This is a genomic window from Dongia soli, assembly GCF_034044715.1.
Classification (GTDB): Bacteria; Pseudomonadota; Alphaproteobacteria; order Dongiales; family Dongiaceae; genus Dongia_B; species Dongia_B soli.
Map to the genome: position 1 here is coordinate 303,822 of NZ_JAXCLW010000004.1, position 22,823 is coordinate 326,644.

22 protein-coding genes and 1 pseudogene are annotated in these 22,823 nt (G+C 59.3%); 8 read left to right on the plus strand and 15 right to left on the minus strand.

The annotated features are described in order from the left end of the window. Positions 1 to 13: 13 nt before the first annotated feature. Positions 14 to 1,525, minus strand: a complete 1,512-nt coding sequence (locus SMD27_RS16180; protein WP_320509448.1) for an ABC transporter substrate-binding protein — start codon at positions 1,523 to 1,525, stop codon at positions 14 to 16. A gap of 344 nt (positions 1,526 to 1,869) precedes the next feature. Between SMD27_RS16180 and SMD27_RS16185 the strand changes: the two genes are divergently transcribed. The 5 genes from SMD27_RS16185 (at position 1,870) to SMD27_RS16205 (ending at position 6,417) form a co-directional block, all read left to right on the plus strand. After that, on the plus strand, positions 1,870 to 2,568 hold the full coding sequence (locus SMD27_RS16185; RefSeq protein WP_320509449.1) for a GntR family transcriptional regulator: 699 nt from the start codon (positions 1,870 to 1,872) through the stop codon (positions 2,566 to 2,568). 62 nt (positions 2,569 to 2,630) lie between these two features. After that, positions 2,631 to 3,593, plus strand: a complete 963-nt coding sequence (locus SMD27_RS16190; RefSeq protein WP_320509560.1) for an aldo/keto reductase — start codon at positions 2,631 to 2,633, stop codon at positions 3,591 to 3,593. Between the two features lie 19 nt (positions 3,594 to 3,612). Further along, positions 3,613 to 4,491, plus strand: a complete 879-nt coding sequence (locus SMD27_RS16195; protein WP_320509450.1) for an alpha/beta fold hydrolase — start codon at positions 3,613 to 3,615, stop codon at positions 4,489 to 4,491. A gap of 181 nt (positions 4,492 to 4,672) precedes the next feature. Continuing rightward, positions 4,673 to 5,857 (plus strand): LLM class flavin-dependent oxidoreductase, encoded by a 1,185-nt coding sequence (locus SMD27_RS16200; RefSeq protein WP_320509451.1) that lies wholly within the window; start codon positions 4,673 to 4,675, stop codon positions 5,855 to 5,857. Next, positions 5,854 to 6,417, plus strand: a complete 564-nt coding sequence (locus SMD27_RS16205; RefSeq protein WP_320509452.1) for a flavin reductase family protein — start codon at positions 5,854 to 5,856, stop codon at positions 6,415 to 6,417. The genes SMD27_RS16200 and SMD27_RS16205 overlap by 4 nt, the downstream gene beginning before the upstream one ends. 38 nt (positions 6,418 to 6,455) lie before the next feature. On the opposite strand, the gene SMD27_RS16210 is transcribed toward SMD27_RS16205, so the two are convergent. Beyond that, positions 6,456 to 6,806, minus strand: a complete 351-nt coding sequence (locus SMD27_RS16210) for a response regulator (protein WP_320509453.1) — start codon at positions 6,804 to 6,806, stop codon at positions 6,456 to 6,458. 4 nt (positions 6,807 to 6,810) lie between these two features. Next, positions 6,811 to 7,545, minus strand: a complete 735-nt coding sequence (locus SMD27_RS16215; RefSeq protein WP_320509454.1) for a PAS domain S-box protein — start codon at positions 7,543 to 7,545, stop codon at positions 6,811 to 6,813. Between the two features lie 220 nt (positions 7,546 to 7,765). Between SMD27_RS16215 and SMD27_RS16220 the strand changes: the two are divergent. After that, a pseudogene (locus tag SMD27_RS16220) lies at positions 7,766 to 8,335 on the plus strand (alpha/beta fold hydrolase); the annotation flags it as partial. A 17-nt stretch (positions 8,336 to 8,352) separates the two neighbouring features. Here SMD27_RS16220 and SMD27_RS16225 read toward each other — a convergent pair. The 6 genes from SMD27_RS16225 to SMD27_RS16250 form a co-directional block, all read right to left on the minus strand. After that, on the minus strand, positions 8,353 to 9,309 hold the full coding sequence (locus tag SMD27_RS16225; RefSeq protein WP_320509455.1) for an ABC transporter ATP-binding protein: 957 nt from the start codon (positions 9,307 to 9,309) through the stop codon (positions 8,353 to 8,355). A gap of 11 nt (positions 9,310 to 9,320) precedes the next feature. Further along, positions 9,321 to 9,950, minus strand: a complete 630-nt coding sequence (locus tag SMD27_RS16230) for an ABC transporter permease (RefSeq protein ID WP_320509456.1) — start codon at positions 9,948 to 9,950, stop codon at positions 9,321 to 9,323. 2 nt (positions 9,951 to 9,952) lie between these two features. Next, on the minus strand, positions 9,953 to 10,582 hold the full coding sequence (locus SMD27_RS16235) for an ABC transporter permease (protein ID WP_320509457.1): 630 nt from the start codon (positions 10,580 to 10,582) through the stop codon (positions 9,953 to 9,955). Positions 10,583 to 10,651: 69 nt separating this feature from the next. Next, positions 10,652 to 11,560 (minus strand): ABC transporter substrate-binding protein, encoded by a 909-nt coding sequence (locus SMD27_RS16240; RefSeq protein ID WP_320509458.1) that lies wholly within the window; start codon positions 11,558 to 11,560, stop codon positions 10,652 to 10,654. A 37-nt stretch (positions 11,561 to 11,597) separates the two neighbouring features. Further along, on the minus strand, positions 11,598 to 13,634 hold the full coding sequence (locus tag SMD27_RS16245) for a CocE/NonD family hydrolase (RefSeq protein WP_320509459.1): 2,037 nt from the start codon (positions 13,632 to 13,634) through the stop codon (positions 11,598 to 11,600). A 9-nt stretch (positions 13,635 to 13,643) separates the two neighbouring features. Then, complete coding sequence (locus tag SMD27_RS16250; RefSeq protein ID WP_320509460.1) at positions 13,644 to 15,017, minus strand: MmgE/PrpD family protein; 1,374 nt, start codon at positions 15,015 to 15,017, stop codon at positions 13,644 to 13,646. A gap of 174 nt (positions 15,018 to 15,191) precedes the next feature. Between SMD27_RS16250 and SMD27_RS16255 the strand changes: the two genes are divergently transcribed. Continuing rightward, on the plus strand, positions 15,192 to 15,971 hold the full coding sequence (locus SMD27_RS16255) for a carbon-nitrogen hydrolase family protein (protein WP_320509461.1): 780 nt from the start codon (positions 15,192 to 15,194) through the stop codon (positions 15,969 to 15,971). A gap of 41 nt (positions 15,972 to 16,012) precedes the next feature. Here SMD27_RS16255 and SMD27_RS16260 read toward each other — a convergent pair whose 3' ends face one another. Beyond that, complete coding sequence (locus SMD27_RS16260) at positions 16,013 to 17,557, minus strand: trimethylamine methyltransferase family protein (protein ID WP_320509462.1); 1,545 nt, start codon at positions 17,555 to 17,557, stop codon at positions 16,013 to 16,015. A gap of 101 nt (positions 17,558 to 17,658) precedes the next feature. Between SMD27_RS16260 and SMD27_RS16265 the strand changes: the two genes are divergently transcribed. Continuing rightward, a complete protein-coding gene (locus tag SMD27_RS16265) occupies positions 17,659 to 18,699 on the plus strand; it encodes a GlxA family transcriptional regulator (protein WP_320509463.1) in 1,041 nt (346 codons plus the stop codon). 10 nt (positions 18,700 to 18,709) lie between these two features. Here SMD27_RS16265 and SMD27_RS16270 read toward each other — a convergent pair whose 3' ends face one another. The 5 genes from SMD27_RS16270 to SMD27_RS16290 are packed head-to-tail and all read right to left on the minus strand — an operon-like array spanning position 18,710 to position 22,812. Continuing rightward, a complete protein-coding gene (locus tag SMD27_RS16270) occupies positions 18,710 to 19,048 on the minus strand; it encodes a gamma-glutamyltransferase (RefSeq protein WP_320509464.1) in 339 nt (112 codons plus the stop codon). Between the two features lies 1 nt (position 19,049). Beyond that, positions 19,050 to 20,366, minus strand: a complete 1,317-nt coding sequence (locus tag SMD27_RS16275) for a gamma-glutamyltransferase family protein (protein WP_320509465.1) — start codon at positions 20,364 to 20,366, stop codon at positions 19,050 to 19,052. Next, positions 20,363 to 21,169: an amino acid ABC transporter ATP-binding protein gene (locus SMD27_RS16280; protein ID WP_320509466.1), complete on the minus strand. Its 807-nt coding sequence runs from the start codon at positions 21,167 to 21,169 to the stop codon at positions 20,363 to 20,365. Before SMD27_RS16280 ends, SMD27_RS16275 begins: the two co-directional genes overlap by 4 nt. 15 nt (positions 21,170 to 21,184) lie before the next feature. After that, positions 21,185 to 21,958: an amino acid ABC transporter permease gene (locus tag SMD27_RS16285; protein WP_320509467.1), complete on the minus strand. Its 774-nt coding sequence runs from the start codon at positions 21,956 to 21,958 to the stop codon at positions 21,185 to 21,187. 2 nt (positions 21,959 to 21,960) lie between these two features. Then, positions 21,961 to 22,812, minus strand: a complete 852-nt coding sequence (locus SMD27_RS16290; RefSeq protein WP_320509468.1) for an ABC transporter substrate-binding protein — start codon at positions 22,810 to 22,812, stop codon at positions 21,961 to 21,963. Positions 22,813 to 22,823 lie beyond the last annotated feature (11 nt).

Sequence of the window (22,823 nt, forward strand, 5' to 3'; positions counted from 1 at the left end):
CGTACTACCTAAGTTACTGATCCTTCCACATATCGCGGAAGCGTGGAATGAGGTCCGGGATCCAGGCAAATCCCTGCACGCCCTTGCCCATCGCCGCATATTCCGCGGAGAAGACGATCGACACGTAAGGCAGGTCCTCAGCCAGCATCTTGTGAACCTCATCATAGAGTGCCTTGCGCTTCGCCGTATCGGAGATCAGGCGCGCCTGGTCCAGCAGCTTGTCCACTTCGGGATTGTTGTACCCGGTGGAATTTGCCGTCCCCTTGCTATGAAAGAGGATATACAGCAGTCCGTCCGGATCGGCGCGCTGCGTCCAGGTCATCGGAACGAAGTTGATCTTCCGATCCAGCGTGAGCTGATAATACTGATCATAATCGACCGGCTGCAATTGGACATCGAGACCAATCGCATCGAGCTGCTCTTTCACGAGTTGATCGTATTGCCGGAGGATGTTGTTGCTGGGATCCGACAGGGTAATCTTCGTGCCGGGCTTGATACCCGCTTCTGCCAGCAGCTGCTTTGCCTTTTCGGGATTGTAATCATACGGCTTGTCCGACGGGGACCACCACAGGCCGGGCGAACTCGGCCCGTTGGCGATTGTCGCTTGGCCATTCCACAGGATCGCGTTGATCCGGTTACGGTCGATGGCGTAGGCGATGGCCTGTCGCAGCTTTGGATTATTGAACGGCGGTTCGTTCCAATGCCACTGCAGCGAATACCATTGGCCGTTCTTGATCGGATCGAGCTTGATGTCGGGATTGTCCTGCACGAGCTGAATGTCGCGCGGCTGCAGTTCCGCGACGAAATCGATCTCGCCCGTCACCAGACGCTGCAGGCCGACAGTCGTGTTTGCAATATCGGTGAAGACGACGTGGTCGAGGTAAGGATGGCCTTCCTGCCAATAATTCTCGTTGCGGTCCACGGTTACGTGATTGCCGCGGACCCATTCCTTAAAGACGAAGGGGCCGGTGCCGACCGGGTGGCTGCCAAAATCCTTGCCATATTTCTTCACGGCGGCGGGCGAAACCATGAGACCCGCGCGGTCGGCCAAAGCGGCCATCAGCGGCGGGAAAGCCTCTTTCAGATTCAGGGCAACAGTCGATTTATCGACCACTTCCACTGAATTGATAACCGCCAATTGCTTGCGCTGAGCCGAACCAGTTGCCGGATCCAGACGATTGTCGAAGTTCCACTTTACGGCCTCGGCGTCGAAATCCGTGCCGTCCTGGAACTTCACGCCCTTGCGCAAATGCAATGTGATCCGCTTGCCGTCAGGGCTCACATCCCAGCTTTCGGCCAGCAGCGGATGGATCGAAAAATCCGGCGCCAAGGTTACTAAAGAGTCGAATACCAAAAACAGGATCTGGCGTTCCGCCCACTGCACGGATGCGATCGGATCCAGCGTCTGGGCATCGCTTTGTGTGCCGACAGTCAGCGTGCCACCCTTCTTCGGGGTGGCGCTTTCTTCGGCCGCAGCTGACAGGCTGCCCATTGCCAGGGCGCAGCAAATCGCGCCTAAAGCCACTCCTCTCCCGATTTTCTCGAGCATTGCTTCAAGTCCTCCCTAAGGGTTTGACGACGGCCTGTTTTTTTTAAAATGCCGGCCTCGCGTCTTTGCAATACCAGAACACTATCATTTTGTATACCATCATTCAATGTTCACATCGAGGACGGCCAAGGCGCGGTCGCAAAAGGTGATCAAACTTGCGAAAACGAACGTCTGATGGTATACCAGCTAGCTGTAACATCTTCGTTGGCAATGTGACTTCTAACACCTTAAGTTGCCATTTTTTTGTGCACTGCGGCGCCGCATGCTGAATTCTGCAAGCACCGAAATCGCGCGCAGTCGTAGCAATGAGAGGGAAATTAATGGCAACATCGACAAGTTCTCTTCGCGTCGTTCCGAATACGCTGAGTTTGCGGGAACGGGTGACCCAAGTTTTGCGCGAAGCGATCCTGAACCTGCATTTCGAACCGGGCGAAAAGCTTGTCGAGCGCCGTCTTTGCGAAGAAACGGGCGTGAGCCGCACTTGTGTTCGTGAGGCCTTGCGACATCTCGAAGCGGAGGGCCTGGTTAAGCGAACCCCGACGCGTGGCATGTTCGTTAGCGAAATCGGCCCTGATGAGGCGCGCCAGATTTACGAGGTGCGGTCGGTACTCGAATCGGCAATGACTCGTCAGTTCGTCGAGCGTGCCTCGGAAAAACAACTTGCAGCTCTGATAGCCGCTTTCCGGCGCGTCGAAGTCACGAGTTCGGGAAAAGACTATCTCGCCTATGCTCGGGCACTCGAAAAATTCTCCGCCTGCCTGATGGAGGGCGCCGGCAACGATGTCGCCCGCCAGATTCTCGACATGCTAAGCGCTCGGATCACCTATCTGCGCACCATCACTGCGCGCGCCGCCAATGGAGAGCAGGATTCGGTAGTCGCATTGCGCAAAGTCATCGAAGCGGTCCAGCGGCGCGATGCAGACTTGGCCGAGCAGAGCAGCCGCGATTTCGTCCAGAATTCCGCCGACTTCGCTCTGCATATCCTTCTGAAGAATTCGCCTGAAGCTGCCGAACGATAACACAACATCCATCACGATCTTTTCCATCACGAGCATCCCCGGGGAGACGGCATTTGGAATATGTGAAGCTGGGTTCCAGCAACCTGAAGGTATCGAAGCTCTCTCTCGGCGCGATGGGTTTCGGCAGTCATTCCTGGCGCAAATGGGTATTGGAAGCAGAGCAAGCCAAGCCCGTTATTGAACGCTCTCTCGCACTTGGCATCAATTTCTTCGACACCTGTGATTTCTATTCGTTGGGCGAGAGTGAGAGGATCTTGGGGGATGTACTGAGAGGCGTTCCCCGCCACGAGGTGGTGATCGCCACCAAAGTCGGCAATCCGATGCATCCACATGCGAATGGCCGCGGCTATTCCCGGAAGCATATCTTCGAAGCCGTCGATGCATCGCTGAAGCGGCTTTCGACCGATTATATTGATCTTTACCAGACTCATATCTGGGACAATAGCACGAATGTCGAAGAGCTGATGGAGGTCTTCGCCGATGTGGTGCGCAGCGGAAAGGTCCTCTATGTCGGCGCCACAACGATGCCGGCCTGGACATTCTGCACGGCGACCCATATCGCCCATCAACGGAATCTACCGCCGCTCATTTCCATGCAATGCGAGTACAATCCGTGCCATCGTGAATCCGAGCGCGAGATGATTCCTTTTTGTCGCGCCAATAACATTGCGGTCATCCCGTTCAGTCCGATCGCGCGCGGCTTCCTCTCCGCAAACCGGCAAAAGGTCAAGACGGTGCGCACGGAAACCGACGATTATGGCCAGCAACTTTACGGCCGGCCGGTCGACTATCGCATTTTCCAAGCCGTCGATCAGGTTGCCGGCAATCGCGGCATATCGCCATCGCAAGTCGCCCTCGCCTGGACAATGTCAAAGCCTGGCGTCACCGCGCCGATCTTCGGCGCGACGGATGTGAAGCAGGTCGAGGAGGCTGTGGCTGCCCTTTCCGTAAAGCTGACCGCTGAGGAAATCCAAGCGATCGATGCCGCTTACGAATCGCGGCCGATCCATGCAAGCGGACACTGAAACGGTGGCGGCCGCGGCGATGTCAGAAGAACTCACCCCGCCGTTAAACCAGCGGCGGGTGGCGATCGGCGGGTTGGATACCTTCCTGTATGAAGCCGGTACCGGCAAACCTGTTCTGCTGCTTCATGGGGCCAGCATCGCGGTCGATGCCTGGCTGACCTGGTTCCGTTGCTTCCCCCCCTTGGCGAAAAGCAGACGCGTCATTTCCTATGACCAGCCTTGCTTCGGTCGAACCGCCATTCCCGCCGATGGTGGCTATTTGGATCGCGAGAAGAGAGCCGACCACGCGCAGGCTGTGCTGGATTATCTCAATCTGTCGGATGTCACCCTCATCGGCCATTCCGAAGGCGGCTTCATCGCGACCAGGCTGGCGATCCAGAATCCTGGCCGCGTGAAGAAGCTGATTATCGTCACCAGTGGCGGCACATCGCCGCGCTTGAACGATGCGCGGGACGCCGCCTGGATGGCGGCTTCAGCGGAAACCTATGACTATGCCGGCAGGAGTGTGGATGAAGACACTTACGTTCGCAGCGAAGGGCATTTACGCACCAAACAGGATACCGCCTTCGAAACCATCCTGCGGCAGAACTTCCGCCATGCAAGCGAGTCCGGCAGCACCGACTGCCTGTTACGTCAGGCTGCCAGCAGCTCGGGAAATGCGGGATATGAGAATTATACGGCGGTCCAGGAACGCCTGATCTTCCCCTTCCTGCCCCGCCTCACCTGCCCTACCCTTTTGGTCTGGGCCGGAAGTGACGCGACCGTGCCCGTCGCCCGTGGCTTGGCGCTCGCCGATCTCATACCCAATTCCGAAATGCATATTTTTCCACGTGCCGGACACTGGGTCATGCATGAAGAGGCCGTCGGCTTCAACCGGCTGCTTGATTCCTGGATTTAACTACCCTCCCTACGCGGTGCCGCTCCCTAGGGTGCGGCACCGCGGATATTCCCCAATCCTTTTAGTCGAATTAACCGCAAAAGAAGCTGCCCTGCGCAGCCTTGACGGAATACGTTCAATCCGTCATATTGTATACCAACATACAGATTCCCCAGCGCCCGAAAAAACGAGGAGAAACGCGATGAAGTTCGGTTACGCCCAGGTCCCGCATGACGTCACGAAGTCGCGGCCCTATACCAACCTCCTGGACGAACTTCGGGAACTGGCGGAATACTGCGACGAGGCCGGGTTCAGCACCTTCTGGTTGCCCGAGCACCATTTCAGCATCTGGGGCCGCGAAATGCTGCCGAACCCGCTGCTGGTCGCCGCCGATTTGGCTGCCCGCACGAAGCGCATCCGCATCGGCTTGGGCGCCGCCATCATCACCTTCTGGCATCCGCTTCGCCTCGCCGAAGACTTGGCCCTCCTCGACCAGATCAGCAACGGCCGTCTGGAAATCGGTTTCGGCCGGGGCAATTACGGGCTCGAAGCGACCAATCTCAATCCTGCCGCCGATCCGAACAATCAGCAGGCCAATTTCAAGATCTTCGAAGAATCCATCGGCGTCGTCCGGGCCGCGCTCGGCAATCAGCGCTTCTCGTATAAGGGCGACTTCTATCAGTTCCCCGCGCCGGGCTTCAAAGCGGATCGGGCCCATACCGTCAACGACCCCGCCTATGTCGATCCCGAAACCAACGAACTGGTCAAGCTCAGCCTGATTCCGGGTTCGAAGCAGAAGCCGATGCCGCCGATGTGGCTGATGGTCAGCGAATCGCACGAGACGATGCGTTTTGCCGCCCAGAACGATATGGGCATGGTGATGTGGCGCCCCACCGTTCAAACGCTTAAGGAGAGACTGAAATTCTATCAGTCGGCCTATCGCGAAATCCACGGCATCGACATCCCTCTCGGGGCGAAGGCCGCAATTTCCCGCGACACCTTCGTGGCGGAAAGCATGGCTGAAGCCCGCAAGATCGCCGAAGGTCCGCTGATGGGGGCCTTGAACTTCTCCAACTGGCGCGGTCCGCGTATCTATCTCAATCCGGGCGAAACGCTTGAGCCCGAGCAGGAAGCGGCGCTGAAGAAGAAGCTGACCTTCGAATTCGTCGATAAGCGCAGCCTGTTCTTCGGCTCGCCGGATGACGTTATCGCACGGGTCAAGGAACTCTATACGGAAACCCGCATGGAAGAGATCATCTTCCATTGCTCCTGGCCGGGCCTTGCACATGAGCATGCCCGCCGCAGCTGCAAAATGCTGACCGAGCATGTCTTCCCGGCGCTGCGCGCCTGGCATGCCAAGACCTTTCCCACGGAGGCTGCCGCATGAAGCACATGGAACTTGCCAAAGCCGCGGCTAACGCTATGTCCTCCGTGAAAGTCACGCCGGCGGTTGAACAAACTGCCGGCCCCGCCTCCACCGAATTCCGTCACGCCCTGGGCCATTTTGCCACCGGCGTCACTGTGATAACTGCACTTGACGATGACGGCTGCCTTCAAGGCCTGACGGCGAATGCCGTTAGCTCCGTTTCCCTCAACCCGCCGCTGATTCTCGCCTGCATTACCTATACGGCGCGGTCCTTCAGTGTACTGGAGCGCCGCCGTGCGTTTTCCCTTCACATCCTGGCCGAAGGTCAAGCGCAGATTGCGAAAGATTTCGCCTCGAATGCCGAACGCTCCAGCATTTGCGCTTGGGAAACCACGGAACGCGGCCTACCGCTGCTCTCCGAGTTTCACGTCGCGCTGGAATGCAGCATCGAGCAAATCTATCCGGGCGGTGATCACGGTATCGTCGTTGCCCGCGTCCATCAGATCCATCATGGCGACAAAGACGTTGGCCCCTTGCTCTACTATAAGGGCAAGATGACGCCGTGGAGCAGCGTCGCCTGACGCTGCTCTATCGGTGCAACTGGCAAGACTTTCTTGGCTCAGGATTTCTTGGCCGCGGCCTGAACCTTAGCGACCAGTTGGTCATAGCTATAGGGCTTAGGCAACAGATCGAAGATTGCCGTTTGCGGCACAGATAGACCCGCCGCATAACCGGTGGTGAGGACGATACCGACCTGCGGCCAGCGGGCATTGATCTCCAAGGCCAATTCCAGGCCGCTCATGCCCGGCATGACGATATCAGAAAAGACCACGTCGATGCCGCCCGCGCGCAAGACGGCCAGACCATCATTGGCAGAGCGGCATAACTCGACCTCATGACCCGCATCCCTCAGGATCTCGGCCGCAAGATCACCGGCGGCATGAACGTCGTCGATAATCAGAACCCGCATGACATCACTTATTTAGCGTCGCTCGCTTCTTTTCCCGGCCTTTACCGGCCTGCATCACCGGCACGAGCCCCGCGGCGAGGTCGCCCAAGGGATCAGCATGCGTGACAGTGTTGGCCTCCTCACGCTCCTCAGCGGGAGGAGGCGAGCAGAGCTTCGTCAGGCACTCGGCGCGCGCCACGGCCTGCTTGATATTGGTTGCCATGCGCTGCACACGATCGACATCTTCGGGATAGCGGCTGATCAGCTCAACGGAAGCGGAAATCACCGCCAGCATATTGTTGATGTCGTGTGCAAGGCCATAGATGCTCGGGGTGACGGCGCTCTCCTTGACCAACTGAAAATCCAGAGGCTTTGGCGCGACGGCTCCGCTCTTCGCATTCAGCTTCTCTGTAGAAGCTTGCACGGCGACGGCAAAGCCCAATACCGCACCATGTGTGTCACGTAAGACATGAACATCGAGGCTGGCAAGGAACTGGCTTCCATCCTTCCGGACTAGCCAGCCGCTTTGCCGGGATTGCCCTACTTCTCCAGCTGCTGCTAGAATCGCTGCTGGCACTTGCGCCGCGCGATCCTCCTCACCGAACAGGCGGTCGAAAGACCGGCCGACAATCTCCGCCGGCGCATGTCCCTGGAGATCTTGCGCACCGGCGGTACAGCTCAACACCTGACCCGCGGCATCTAGCATGTAAATGGCAAGCTCGACCATGGAATTGACTTTCTGGAATACACCACCGCTCATCACCTTAAGCACATTTGATAATGGCGCAACCAGACGAAATGTTCCCGCAAATCACGCTCGGCATGAAACTTTCACAGGGAAATCGGCCCAGAGCTGGCTACGAAGCGGGCTGTAGGATAAAAGGCCTATAACGGTATGGTAGGGGCGGCAGATTAACCTTTCGGGATCGATTGCCGCCAACGATTCCAGGCAGTTATGTTAAGCGAAAGCCGACTTCACGCATGATCTGGCGACTTTGCTCGACAAACTCGGCATCGATGTCGCGCATGTCGCTGGCTTTTCCATGGGCGGCCTGCTCGCCCAGGCCTTCGCCCTTCATTATCCGGAACGCGTCGACAAGCTCGCCATTCTCGCAGCGACAACGGGCCGGAATCCCGATGAGCAATATCGCCTCGAACAGCGGCTGGATTTTCTTCGCACCAATCATTCGGGCTCCTATTTCCGTGAACATGCCTGCCCGCGCTGGTTCACCGATGAATTCCGCGCCAGCGATCCCGAAGTCGTCGACTACTGCGAGAAGGTCGTCGCGAACAATAATCACGAGGCCTTTGTCAAAGCCTATGAAGTGCTGGTCGGCAACGACCTCGCCGCGGAGCTGCCGAAGATCAAACACCAGACATTGGTACTGACCGGTGAGAATGATATCGGCGCCGGCCCACGCGCGGCGGAACTGATCGCCCAATCCATTCCCAATTCCCGCCTGGTCATCGTGCCGCGGCTTCGGCATCATATCCTGCTCGAAGCCCCGGATATCGTCGGCGGCATCCTGCGCGAATTCTTCACAAGCTGACGCGCGTCACAGCACTATCAACAGGCTGCAGCCTTCGCGGCGCCCACGATTTCCGCAGCCGACAGGCTACCAATAATTCTGCCAGCATCATTTATCACCGCCGCGCCGGGCATGCCGGTCGCAAGCAGCGCCAACAGCGCTTCCTCCAGCGACGCCTTTTCGCCGATTCTGGGAGCGTCGGTTGTAATCGGTGAACGGGCCATTGCTGCACCGACTGTGGTCTTGCGCAGCAGCTTCAGCAGACGATCCTGCCCGAGCAGATCCGCTACGAAGTCGTTGGCCGGCTTTGCAAGAACAGTAGCGGGGCTGCCCAGTTGAACCAGATGACCGTTCTGCAGCACCGCAATACGATCGCCGAGGCGCACGGCCTCGTCCATGTCATGGGTGACGATGACGATGGTTTTGTGCAGCTTGCGTTGGATCTGCACCAGCTCATCCTGCAAGCGCAGGCGAGTGATCGGATCGAGCGCGCCGAAAGGCTCGTCCATCAAGAGGATCGGTGGATCAGCCGCCAAAGCGCGCGCAACGCCAACGCGCTGCTGCTGCCCGCCGCTCAAGGCCCGCGGTCGGCGGTAACGATATTCGGTTGGTGGCAGCCCGACGAGCTCGAGCAATTCATCCACCCTGGTATCGATCTTCGCCTTCGGCCATTTCAGCATTTTCGGCACGACCGCGATATTGTCCGCCACCGTCATATGGGGGAAGAGGCCGATATACTGGATGACATAACCAAGCGACCGTCGCAGCTCCAATAGTGGCAGCGTCCTGATTGAACGCCCCTGTACGAGGATCTCCCCGTCCGTTGGATCGGTCAGGCGGTTGATCATTTTCAGGCTGGTCGTCTTGCCGCAGCCGGAAGGACCAACGAGCGCCATCGTCGTTCCTTCTTCCACCGCGAAGGAAAGCCGCTCTACCGCGTTGCGGCTACCTGCGAATTGCTTGCTGACGTTTCTGAATTCAATGGCATGTGCCATGATGGCCATCCTTAAGTCAGACGGTCCGCCGCCACGCGTTCGGCGCCGACCAATAGATAGTTGACGATCAATGCCAGAATGGCAGTCAAAATCGATCCGATGATGAGAGGTATCGGATCCATCCGCGCGATACCCTGCACGATCAATGTGCCGAGACTGTCGACGCCGATATAGGCGGTCAGCGTCAGGACCGATATCAGCATGACCGCCGATACCCGAATGCCGGAGATGATGACCGGCATCGCAGACGGCAGCTCGATACGGAACAAGATTTGCAGCGGCGGGAAGCCAAGTCCTCTCGCTGCTTCCACTGTCCGTTCGTCGACATTGGCAAGGCCGCTGGCCGTATTGCGCAGGATCGGCAGCACTCCTTTGACGAAAAGCGGAATAAGTGCACCTTGGAAACCGATTCCCAGCAATGGAATGGAGACCGCCAGCAGCACGATCTCCGGACAGGCCTGCAACAGATTGACGATCGGCACGATGACGGATGCGACGATGCGCAAGCGGGCGACCGCGATCCCCAATCCGATACCGAGCACGGTCGCCCCGAGCAGCGACAAGCTGAAGAGCAACAGGTGTTGCCAGATCAAGTCGATGATATTGTCCCGGTAGAGCGAAATATAATCCATCAGGCTCATGACTAGGCCTGCCTTGCAGCGAAACGCCGTTCGAGTGTACGCAATCCGAGATCGGCAATGATTGCAAGAAGCAGGACCGGTATGCTGCCGGCCAGCACAAGCGCCCAGGAAACCGTCGATATGCCCCGGAACACCATGTCACCCAGCCCGCCTGCACCGATCAGCGAGGCCAGTGTCATCATGCCGACGGCATTGACCACCGCAACCCGTAGGCCGGCGAAGACTACCGGCAAGGCGAGCGGAAGTTCCACACGCCAAAGGCGCGCCACATAGCTCATGCCGATACCGGTCGCCGATTCACGAATTTCCGGCGCTACTGCCGTCAGGCCGGTATAGGTGCCTTGCACCACCGGCAGCAGCGAGTAAAGCACGACCGCGACGATTGCCGGCAGGATGCCGATACCGAGCAACGGGATCATAAGCCCGAACAAGGCAAGCGTCGGGACGGTATAAATGACACTCACGAGATTGAGCACGACTGCGCCGATCCACCGGACGCAATAGCATAAAACACCCAATGGCAGGCCGATCGCCAGGGAGATGCCGACCGCATAGAGCGACAACTCGATATGCCCCAAGGTCAGATCGAGGATGCGGTGCCAATTGGAGGCGAGAAACGCTGAAATATCCATGCGCAAGCGACGCCATCGTCAAACTGATGAGAGATGTGGACCGCTGGTGCGGCCCACATGCTACCCAGCTTAGATGATTTTCAGCTCTTTCAGATAATCTTCTGCCACCGTCTCCGGAGGCACGCCATCGATATCTGCTCGGCCGTTCAGCTTGATCTGTACCGGTGTCGTCAGCGTATTCGTCACTGCCTCGACCGCTGCGGCGATGTCCGGATGCGCTTTTACGATATCGTCGCGCACCGTGATGGCGGCGTTATAGGATGGGAAGAACAGCTTGTCATCCTGCATCACGCGCAAACCGACCTTGCCGATACGGGCATCCGTGGCGAAGGCGACGATGACATCGACATCGCCGCTATCGACAGCGGTATACATCAGGCCGACATCCATCGGCTTCACCGTCCCGAATTTGAAGCCGTAATGCTTTGCCATGCCGGGATAGCCATCGACCGGGCGACCGGCGAATTCGACCGAACAACCCAGCTTCCAATCCGGCGCCTTTGGCTCGAGGCTGGAGATCGTCGTCATATTGAGCTTGGCCGCGGTCGCTTCCTTCAGCGCCAGGGCATAGGTGTTGTTGAAGGGCGTCGGCTTCAGCCAGGTGATCTTATAATCCTTCGCATAGCCGTCCTTGACGGCCTGCCAGGCCTTCTCCGGATCGGTGATCGGGGAAAGCTTCAACACATTGGCAAGCGCATCGCCCGTGTAATCCGGATAAATATCGATGGCGCCGGTGATGATCGATTGATGGGCGATGCCGGTGCCGCCCAGATTGGCTACGCGCTCTACCGGTATGCCGAGCTTCTTTTCCAGAACCAGGGCAGTAATATTGCCGAGAATGGATTGTTCCGTATCGGTCGTCCAGCCAACCTTCACCGCATCGGCGGCACGCGCCTTGATCGGCAAACTCACCATTGCTGCCGCCGCACCCAATCGGCCTAACAAGCCTCGACGAGAAATATCGAGATCCTTCAGCATGTTTTACCTCCCTTATGTTTATGTTTTTCGTGGTGGGTTACTTGCCGACAATCTCCTTCGGTGAAGAAAGCTTGGCTGAAGATCTGGGAATCAGCAAATCCCAGTTTCTGGCGAAGATGCGGACCTCGCCCTCATAGGCATCGAGCGTCGCAATGAAATGCCAGTCCCCGCCTGCCGCCGTCAGCACCGATGTCGTCACCACGCTGGCCAGCCAATCATGGCGTTTGAAGGCGGCGCGGCGATGGGTTTCCGAACGGGCCTGCGCCGGGTTGTCCAAAGCGATGCTGTAACGCTCCGATCCCAGCGCTTGCAATTCGAGATCGACATCGGCGATATGCAGCGCACCGAGATTGCGGACCACCTCCACCGTCATACGATTCTGCGCGAGGTTGCGCTCGATACGGATGCGGCCGCGTTCCGGCGAGGTCAGCACCTCGGCTTCGAGCGGGCCGGGATTCCAGGCCTCCCCCAATGCCGGCGGTACGGCGCTTTCCTCCCCCGCCTGCCGCACCGGCAATTTGAGCTCGCTGCGATGCAGTGTTACGGTCGCTGCTTGTGGGATGGGCATGGCCAGCGGCCAGTAGCTTGTGGAGATCGCCACCCGTAGCCGATGACCGGCCGGGATTTCGTAAGCAACATCCTTGAGCCGGATTTGAGTGTCATATGTCTTTCCGGGCTGCAGGGCGATCGCGCGGCCATGTCCGGCATGGTGCTGTAAATTGAGCAGCCCATAGGTAATACGGGCCGATGTGCCATCGGGCGCAACATCGTCGAGGCGCACCGCCAGCATCGCTTCCGGCCGGTCGCTGGAGAATGCGACTGCCAGTCGCGGGCCGCCGAGAATCTGCAGCGGCGCGGTCAGCGGCGCACCATCGAAACAAAGCGATCCGGCATCATCCTCGCGCTGGTCGGTCGGCATATCCGGGCCCCAGCCATAGGGGCACCATTCGCCGGACGCCGTGCCGACCGTTGCCGGTGAGCGGACCGGAAGATCGATCGGCTCGGAAGCTCCCTCCCGCAGGCCCGACGTCGTCAATTGATATGGGTACTTGGTAACCTGCGGACTTGGCCAGGAAGCTTCCGCAACCCATCGTCCGCGCCGGTTGTGATAACGCGCCCGCGGGGGCTCGCTCTCCTGCATCCAGCAAGTCAGCATGGGCTCTGTCATGATCCCGGTATCGCGGCCCTTGAGCCAATGATCCCACCAGCGGATCACGTAATTGATAAAGTCGATTTGCGGACCGGGCGTGGCGACATGCGGAAAGGCATGGGCCCATGGGCCAATCAGACCCTTGCGTGGCGTCTTCAATCCTTCCAGGAGTCGCAGGACGGCATTGGTGTAGCCATCCGCCCAACCGCCCACCGCCAGGACCGCGGCCTTGATGCGGCCGTAATCCTCGCAAACCGAGCCGCTCTGCCAATACGCGTTCCGGTCGGAATGCTGCATCCATCGCGCGGCTGGTGGCTCCACCGCGCTGAGCCGCGCCAGCCACATCTCGCGCCATCTTTCGCCAACGATCGCCGGGTCCGGTGGCGTGCCGAGCCAGGTGAAAAGCGTCGAGCCATATTGCAGATTATCGTTGAGCAGACAGCCGCCCATGTAATGCATATCATCGGCATAGCGATCGTCCGAGGCGCAGGTCGTCACGATCGCTTTCAGGGCCGGTGGTGCCAGAGCTGCGATCTGCAGCGAGTTGAAGCCGCTCCAGGACAGGCCGATCATGCCGACATTGCCGCTGCACCAGGATTGGCTGGCGATCCAGGCGATGACTTCGGCGGCGTCGGCCCATTCGCCCGGGGTGTATTCGTCGGTCATCAGTCCGTCGGAATCGCCGGCACCGCGCATATCGACCCGGATCGCGGCATAACCGGCGGCGGCAAAGGCCGGATGCAGGATGGCATCGTCGCCGCGATGACGGTCGCGCCGTCGATACGGCAGATATTCCAGGATAGCGGGAACCGGACCCGCTGACCCAGGCGGCAACCACAGGCGGGCGGCCAATCGCGTCCCGTCTGATAGCTCGATCCAGACGGTTTCCTCAACGCGTATCCCCTCAACGCGCCTTGCTGTCACGATACGACCTCACGCTGCCGCAGAGCTGTCTTTGCCCGATCCATGTTTCGGTGCCGTGAGCAGGCGGTCGACGACCGTGGCCGCATCCTTCTCGGTCGCTAAGGCCATGATCGCTTCAAGCAAGGCATTGGCTGACCGAGAACCCAGCGGGCCATCGGCCAGGTCATGGAACTTGGCAATAATCTCCATATCGGAAAGCGGCCGCTCGGCATCGCCTCGGGCCGGCAGCGTCTCACTGCTCAAGACCCGGCCATCGACCAGATGAAAACGCGCCCTGGCATAACGCTCGGCCGGGAAGCGGGCGTTGAGATCGGGCGCCTCCAGCAACTGAATGCGTCCGCTCATGGCGAGAATATCAGGATCGGAGAGAGCATCGCCAGACACATCCGTCGGCAATAATTTGCCTCGCACGATTGCGGCTGCCACCGGGAAAGGCAGGCTGTATTGCGCTTCTTCGGTCGAGCGTGGCCGATGCTGATCGAGCCGGACACCCTCATGGAACGTCTCGATCTCGACCTTCACGATGGCCGCTGGATCCACCGCATGGCCGCGCCGCAGGGACAATGCTGCTTCGACGGCCGGCTGCGCCCAGCGGCAGATTGGATAAGGTTTGAAATACATTTCCAGCATGCGCCAGCGCTGACCGAGATCGGCCCAAAGATCCTGCACCGCATCGCTCTCGATCACCAAAGCAGGCGCGCCAGTAAAGCCATCCGCCGCGAGATAAGCGGCACTCAATCCGGACATCGCGCCCCAGGCGCCATCCTTGACCATGGTGGGAGCGTCGATGCAACGCATCATCTGGCTGCGCGGTCCATGATATTCGGCAATGCCAAGCGCATGCCGGAACCGTTCGACATCCAGGCTCCATTGCCGCCCGGCGACGGCGACAACGCCCAAGGAATTCCAGGCACCCGAGGTATGATAATCCGGACAAGTTGCGTGCTGTGCGATGCCCGCACGGATCGCGACTTCGTAGCCGATCACCAGCGAGGTCAGAAATTCGGCGCCGGACATGCCGGCCGTAGACGCATCGGCCAGCGCCAGCAGGGCGGGAAGGATCGCAACGCCGGCATGGCCTTTGGTCAGGACATGGCCGTCATGAGAGTCGAAACTGTCGATCGTGATGGCCCCGGCCAGGGCAGCCCCCATTGGGCTCGCCGATCGGCTGTCGAACATCAGCCGTGAACTGGGCGCACCTTCGCCGGCACCGAAGCCTCGGACTGCATGATTACGGATGATCTGCGACATGGGGGTCGCCAATCCGGCGGCTGCGGCGCCGGCTAAATCGATCAGACACCGTTCCGCCATGCGTTGAACGGCCGGCGGCAAGGTTTCATATGATGTATCACGGACAAAAGCATGGAGACGCGCGGCATTCATGGTTGGTGCCCCTGATCGTTTCGCAGCAATGCGTCAGGAGGAACGTTAGAAGCGATATTGGTCCCCTCAATGGCCATTTATCGACGGAATCTATGCGTCTTACGCCAATCTTGACCGCTGCAGATACGACCGATACATCTTCCTTGACCGGATCCATGCTTGGAAAGGCATTCTATGAAGGTCGCGCTTGGCCAGACGATCGGAACACCCGGAAATATCGCTGCCAACCTTACGCTGATGCAAAACCTGGCGATGGACGCCGCGGAGCGCGGGGCGGATCTGCTCCTGCTGCCAGAGCTTTTCCTCAGTGGCTACAATATCGGCACCTTGACGCATAACCTTGCGGAAATCGCCGACGGCCCCTCTGCAAAGGCGGCCGGAGAGATTGCTCGGAATGCCGGCATCGCCATTTCCTATGGTTATCCGGAACGCAGTGCCGGAGGTGTCTACAATGCCGCGCTGATCATCGATCGCGAGGGCAAGACGATTGCCAATTATCGCAAGACGCATCTCTGGGGCGCTGAAGAGCGCGCGCTTTTTCTGCCTGGGCGGGACACTGTTTCCTTCCACCTCGGTGGCCTCTATTTCGGCTTCATGATCTGCTACGACATCGACTTTCCCGAAATGGCGCGCAGCTTTGCCCTGGACGGTGTCGATGCCATTTTAGCCATTAGCGCGACAACGAAACCCTATCACGCGGTGTCTCGTCATCTGATCCCCGCACGCGCCTATGAAAACAGGCTCTTTTTCATCTTCGCAAACCGTACTGGTGAAGAGCACGGTCTGGCCTATACGGGCGAAAGCTGCATCACGGCGCCGGATGGAGCGATGCTTGTAGAATGCGGTGAGAAGGAGGAACTGGCCGTCGGAAAAATCGATACTGCCGCTTACACCAGGTTCCGGAACGAACATCGCTTCCTTGCCGACCGCCGTCCGGATTTGTATCGGGCCTGACCTTCGCCAAACCTGGCTTCCGCCAGACCCGATTTCATTGCTTAGTGATCGACGTCTTTAAGCTCTTCCTTGCGGCGGGCGACGAACTCCGCCAGCGCCTCGCTGATAGCCGGATCCATTGCCGGCGCTTCGTAAAGATCGAGTGCCTTTTGCCAGATGGCCGTGGCGCGCTGGGTTGCGTCACGGGCGCCCGCCAATTCCCAGTTCTCGTAATTCTGCCAGTTCGACACCAAGGGCTGATAGAAGGCGGTTTCGTAGCGCGCCAAAGTGTGTTCGGCTCCAAAGAAATGGCCGCCCGTCGGCACCGCAGCGATCGCCTTCAATCCGTCTTCAATTTCTTCGGGCGTCACATCAATCGGCTTGATGACATTGGCCATCATCTGCAGCATCTCCACATCGAGAATGATCTTCTCGAAAGACGCCGTCAGCCCGCCTTCCATCCAGCCCGCACCATGATAGACTAGATTGGCATGCCCCATCACCGCCGACCAGATCGACATTTCCGATTCATAGGCGGCCTGGGCATCGACCGCATTGCTGGCACTGGAATTGCTCGCCCGATAGGGCAGATTATAAAGCCGCGCCAATTGCCCCGCCGCCATGGTGGCGCGGGCATTTTCCGGTGTGCCGAAGGCAGGCGCGCCGCTGCGCATATCGACATTCGACGTGAAGGCGCCATATACAACCGGCGCGCCCGGCCGCACCAATTGGGTTAGGACAATTCCGGCCAGCGCCTCGGCATTCTGCTGGGTCAGGGCGGCGGCAATCGTGACCGGTGTCATGGCACCCATCAGCGTGAAGGGGGTGACCACGACCGCCTGCCCCCATTCAGACATCGCCATCAAGCCGTCGCTCATCGATTCGTCGAAACGGCGTGGTGAATTCACCGAGATGACTGTGAGAACGCCGGGATCGTCGGCCACTTGCTCCCGCGTCAGGCCGCGTGAGATGGCCATCACATCAATGCCGTCAAGCGCCCGGTTCCGGCCGATCGCCGAGCAATGATAGACCCGGTCGGCATAGGTGACGTTGGCGAGATAGCAATCGAGATGCCGCGTCCGCGCCGGCAGCTCGATCGGCGCCGTCGGCTGATTGCCGAGGCAATGAATGATGTCGAAGCTCTGGGCGAGCTTGATCAGTGAAATATAGTCTTGATAATTTCCCGACCGACGCCCGTTCACGCAATCATGGATATTCGGCGGACCGGCGACGAGACTGAAAGAGATATGGTTTTCGCCGATATGCAGTCGTCGCGCCGGATTGCGCGGCGTCAGGACGAAACTGGAGGGCGCGGTCTTCAAGGCCTCGGTGATAAGCTCCCGTGGGATCCGCACTTGCCCCGTGTCTTCATCGACACCGGCGCCGGCTTCACGGAATTTCTGTCGGGCAGCCTTGCCCATGAATTCGATGCCGATCTCTTCCAGGAGACGCAGCGATGCTTCATGGATGGCCATGAGCTGGTCCTGGCTCAGGGGCTCAATCGGCTTCAGGTGGTTGCGGAGCGGCGGCTGACCTAAAAACGACGCCCCGAGCTGCTGAGTTTCGCGCGGTCGCCGGCTGCGGCGAGCGGTTCGCATATTATCCATCGGCCTATGTCCGCTAGTGGTATGCCCCCTTTGTCCCACTGGGCTTGAATGTTATACTAGCCTTTTTTCGACATCGGCTAATCTTTTTTGGGCGAGCGTTCATGGTGAGGGGTACCGATCCGTTCCGGGTAGGGGTCGTATTGACACCCGGTTTTTCCCTGATGGCTTTCGCCTCGCTCGTCGAACCCTTGCGTGGCGCCAACCTCAATTCCGGGCAGGTCCTTTATCACTGGCACCACCTCTCCCCCGAGGGCGGCATGATCGCCTCCGGCGGCGGGTTGGAGGTTCTGACGAAGGCCTTGCCCAAGGCGGCGGAAACCGAATTCGACATGGTGGTCGTCTGCGGCGGCATGGGCACGGACACGTATCAGAACGCCAAGCTGACCACATTCCTGCGCCATACCGTCAGGCGCAATGTCATCGTCGGCAGCCTCAGCACGGCGAGCTTCATCCTCGCTAATGCGGGCTTGCTGGATGATCGCCGCTGCACCATTCATTGGGATTACCTGGAAGCATTCCAGGAAACCTATCCGCAGCTCGACATCACCAACGAGCTTTTCGTGATGGACAAAGGCGTTTTCACCTGCGCCGGCGGCACGGCGGCCTTCGACATGGTCTTGCAGTTCATCCGGCAACGCCAAGGCAACGAATTTGCCAGCAAGGTTTCGGATCAGTTCGTCTATGGCGCGATCCGGCAGCCGCGCGATGCCCAGCGCATGGCCTTGCGCAACCGCCTCGGCGTGTCGCAGCCCACACTGGTCAAAGCCATCGAAGTGATGGAAAGCACGATCGAGACACCGTTGCGCGCGCCGCAACTGGCCAAACATGCCGGCGTCTCGACACGCCAGCTCGAGCGGCTGTTTCTGCACCATCTCGGCTGTTCACCGACCCAGCATTACATCCGGATCCGTTTGGAAAAGGCGCGGAAGCTACTGCGGCACAGCACGCTCTCGGTGCTGGAGATCGGCCTTGCCTGCGGCTTCACGACCGCCTCGCATTTCGCGCGCGCCTACCGGCTGCACTTCAAGATCGTGCCGAGCGCCGACCGGACGCCCGAGACGGTGCCCTTCCTGTCCGAAAAGCCGCTTTTGCCAAAAAAACGCCGTGGGCCCCCGACCAAGGAGAGCGATCTCAATCTTTAGCCGGTCGCCGCTACCATCCGACGGCTTGGCCGTCCGACCGCCGGTCAGCCGCGCCGACCAGCGCGCCACTTGGCTCGATGGCGATGACCTGGGCATGGCCCATGATCTCCTCAGCCGGGCCGAGCACGGAAACACGATGCCCGCGCTGCCGCAGGCCCTGGACGATCTCCGCTTCCATCCCCTCTTCGACAAGAACCTGCAGGCCGGCCTCATCCGCCCGGTCGAGATACCAGCGAGGACGTGAAACCGCCTGCTGGGGATCGAACCCGGCATCGATCATATCGATCAGCAACTGAAGCTGCGTCTGCACCTGACCATCGCCGCCCATACAGCCGATCACATGCGACACATCATTTCCCCAGCAGCACCATAGACGGGGTCAGCGTATGCGGCGGCCGTGCGCCACCTTTAAGTTCCTTATGCGATCCTTCTTCCAAAGAGAAAGCCGCGCCGCGATTCTGCAGGGTGAAGCCTCCAGACCGAACGGGAATACCGGAGCCGAAATCGAAATACAGACTCTGGATCAGAGAGACGGAACCGTGATCCTTATCGACCACTGCGAGATGGGCCGTATCGCCCAGACCTTTTGTCGAAGCCGTACTTCTTTCCCGCGGTTGCGTCCGCTCCGGATCGAAAGCTTTGATGGCAGCCGCGATGCGGGAGTCGCCGTAGAGAAGCCGGGGATCGATGCCCAACCTGTCGCGATCAGTAACGTGAACATCCCGGTCCGCCAAGGCCTGCGCTGCCGCTTCGATCATCAGATGAGCCGATGCCGAAGACGTGGGATTCAAGGCCTCCGGCGACAGCCGCTCGATCAGGCCGAGCGCCTGCAGCAAGGCAACGCCTTGCGTTGCGGGCGGGCTGGTATAGATCGTTGATTGACGGAAGTTGATCCGTAGTGGCTCGACCCAATCGCTTCGATGATTGGCAAGATCGTCCCGTGAGAGCAACCCACCTGCACCCGTGACCGTCTCGACCATCTCATCGGCGATCGCGCCTTCATAGAGCGCACGCCCGTCACTTTTACCGACCACGCGCAAGAAAGCTGCCAGTTTCGGCTGCCTCAGCTTGTCATAGAGACGCGGCACACTTTCGTCAGTCGACCAAAGGGACATCGATCTCCATTGCTGCAGGACCGGCAAGGCCGCGCGGAAACTTGCATGTATGTGACGGGAGACGAAGAAGCCGTCTTCCGCCAGCCGCGCCGCCGGTTCAAGCAGCTCCGCAAGCCGCATCGTGCCGTGCCGTTTCAGCGCCTGAGCCCAACCATCGACAGCGCCCGGCACCGTCACGGATAAAGCGGAACGATGGCCGATCGATTGCGTGCCGGCACGCCGAAGAGCCGCTGCATCGGCATTGCCAGGCGCCCGTCCTGAGGCATCCAGCACCTCCACTGCACCGCCCGGCATGCGGATCAGCCAGATAGCATCGCCGCCCGGCGAGCATTGCATTGGCAAGGTCACCATGAGGGCCGCGCTGGTGGCGATCGCGGCATCGACTGCATTCCCGCCTGCGCGCAGGATATCCAGACCGATCAGGCTTGCCTGATGATGTGGTGCCGATACCATGCCGAATTCGCCGATGACAGGCCGCGCATCACCGAGCCGGGGATATTTCTCATAGGCCGAAAGCCAGGGCCAACCTTGGTGTTCTTTCTCTGTGCTCATTGCAATGCCGAGAGGAACGCCTTGGTTCTCTCGCTCCTGGAATTTCCAAAAAACTCTTCCGGCGTGCCGGCTTCCACGATCGCGCCCGATTCCATCATGACGATGCGGTCGGAGACGTCTCTGGCGAAGCGCATCTCGTGAGTCACGACGATCATGGTCATGCCGCCTTTTGCGAGGTTACGCATGACGTCGAGAACTTCATCCACCGTTTCGGGATCGAGCGCCGAGGTCGGTTCGTCGAACAGCATGACGGAGGGCTTCATCGCCAAGGCGCGGGCGATGGCGACACGCTGCTGCTGGCCACCCGAAAGCTGCGAGGGATAATTATGCATCTTCTCGCCCAGCCCGACTTTGGCGAGAAGCGTCTGCGCTTCCTGCTGCACCTCGCTTTTCGACCGATGCAGCACCCGCACCGGTCCCACCATGACATTTTCCAAGGCGGTCAGATGCGGGAAGAGATTGAAGCGCTGAAAAACCATGCCGATATGCCGGCGATGGCGGGCAACGGCCGCCTCGCTTTCCGGAACGAGCTTGCCGGCTCTCTCCTTGTAGCCGATCAACTCTCCATCGACATAGATGCGGCCTTTATCGATCAGCTCAAGCCGGTTGATGCAACGCACCAGCGTCGTCTTGCCTGAGCCGGAGCGGCCGACCAGGACGACCACCTCGCCACGCATGACATCGAGTGACACGCCTTTCAGGATCTGCACCTGCCCGAAGGATTTGTGCACATCGACGACCCGGACGATGGGTTGCGCTCCCGCCGGATCATCGCCTGGCCGTTCCATAATTGTATCGCTCATACCGGTTCCAATACTTTACCGCGCGGAAAGCAGCGATCGGTTTGGCTTAACCGTGGCTGCGGCGGGAAGTTCATGTCGGCGCAATCGCGCTTCGACGAAACGCTGCACGATGCTGAGGACCGTCGTCATGGCGAGATACCAGATGGCGGCAATCAGGAACAGCTCGAAGGTTTTGAAAGTGGCCGAATTGATATTCTGCACCGATCCGAACAGCTCCCGCACGCCGATGACGCTCAGCAGTGAGGTTCCCTTGATCATCAGCGTGAACTCATTCCCCAGAGGTGGAATCACCGTCCGCATGGCCTGCGGTAAAATCACCCACCGCATCGCGGTCGATGGACGCATGCCGATGGCGCGCGCCGCATCGATCTGACCGCGATCGATGGTCTGGATGGCACCCCGGAAAATCTCACCCATATAGGCGGCCTCGTTCAGCGAAAGCGTGATCAAGGCGGCCTGGAGTGGGCCGGCAATCAGGAGCGGCCCCAAGGCGATTTCCGGATAGCGGTAGACGCCTGCGGCGGCGACCCCAGTATAGACGATCAGCAATTGAACCAGAACTGGCGTGCCGCGCCATGCCCAGGAATAAAGCCCCGCAAGGGCTCTGAGCACGGCGAATTTCGAGAGCCGCGCGATTGCGACACCGAAACCCAGCACGACACCGGCCACCTGCGCGATGATGGCGATCGCAATCGTCATCAAGATCCCGTACCAGATCATTTCCGGCGGGTTGACCAGATATTTCAGGAAGAAATCCAGATCGAAGCTGATGCCACCAATATGTATCATACTTACTGTCCCGGCTTATAGCTCATCGCTTCGAAGTTCCACTTCTTGATGACCTTGTCATATTCGCCATTTGCCAGGATGGCTTTCAATGCCGCATCGAAAGCACTCGTCAATTCGCCATCGGCTTTCGGCACGCCAATGCCGGTCAGGAAGGTGCTAGTCTGCGGGCTGGCGATTTTAACCTGGCCGGGATTCTGCGCATTGAAATAGGCTTCCTGCGCGGTCGAGGTGAAATAGGCTTCCACCAGGCCGGTCATCAGCTGCTGGAAGGCATCGCTCGCTTTCGGCAGCGCTGTGATCTTCATCGGCGGCTTGCCGGCATCCGTGATCTTCTTATTCGCTTCGACGATTTCCTGCTCCAGCGTCGAGCCCGCTTCTACGGCGACGGTTTTACCGGAGAGCTCGGTCAAACTCTCGACATGAAGATTGCTGTCGGCTCGGACGATCAGCGAATTGCCGACATTGGCGTAGTCCACCAGATTGATGACTTCGCGCCGGGCCGGTTTGTCGAAGAGGCCGGAGAGAATCGCATCGCACTGACCGGCTTGCAGCGCGGGGATCAGGCCGTCAAAGCCGATATTCTTATATTCGGCTTTGAGGCCCATTTCGGCAGCAAGGGCAATACCGAGGTCGATGTCGAAGCCCGCCGGCTCGTTGGTTTTCGCATCGTAGAATTCGAAGGGCGGGAAAGAGATATCGCTGCAATAGGTGATGGTCCCCTTCTGGGCCAACTTCGCGGGCGCGGTAGTCTTGGCTTCCGCCGTGGTTGCAACGGCAGAGGCCGCGAGCAGGGCTACCGACAGGTAAGCGGCTTGTGCGCCGCACTTAGGCCAACAAGTTTTATGGTTAAACATGCTTCTCTCCC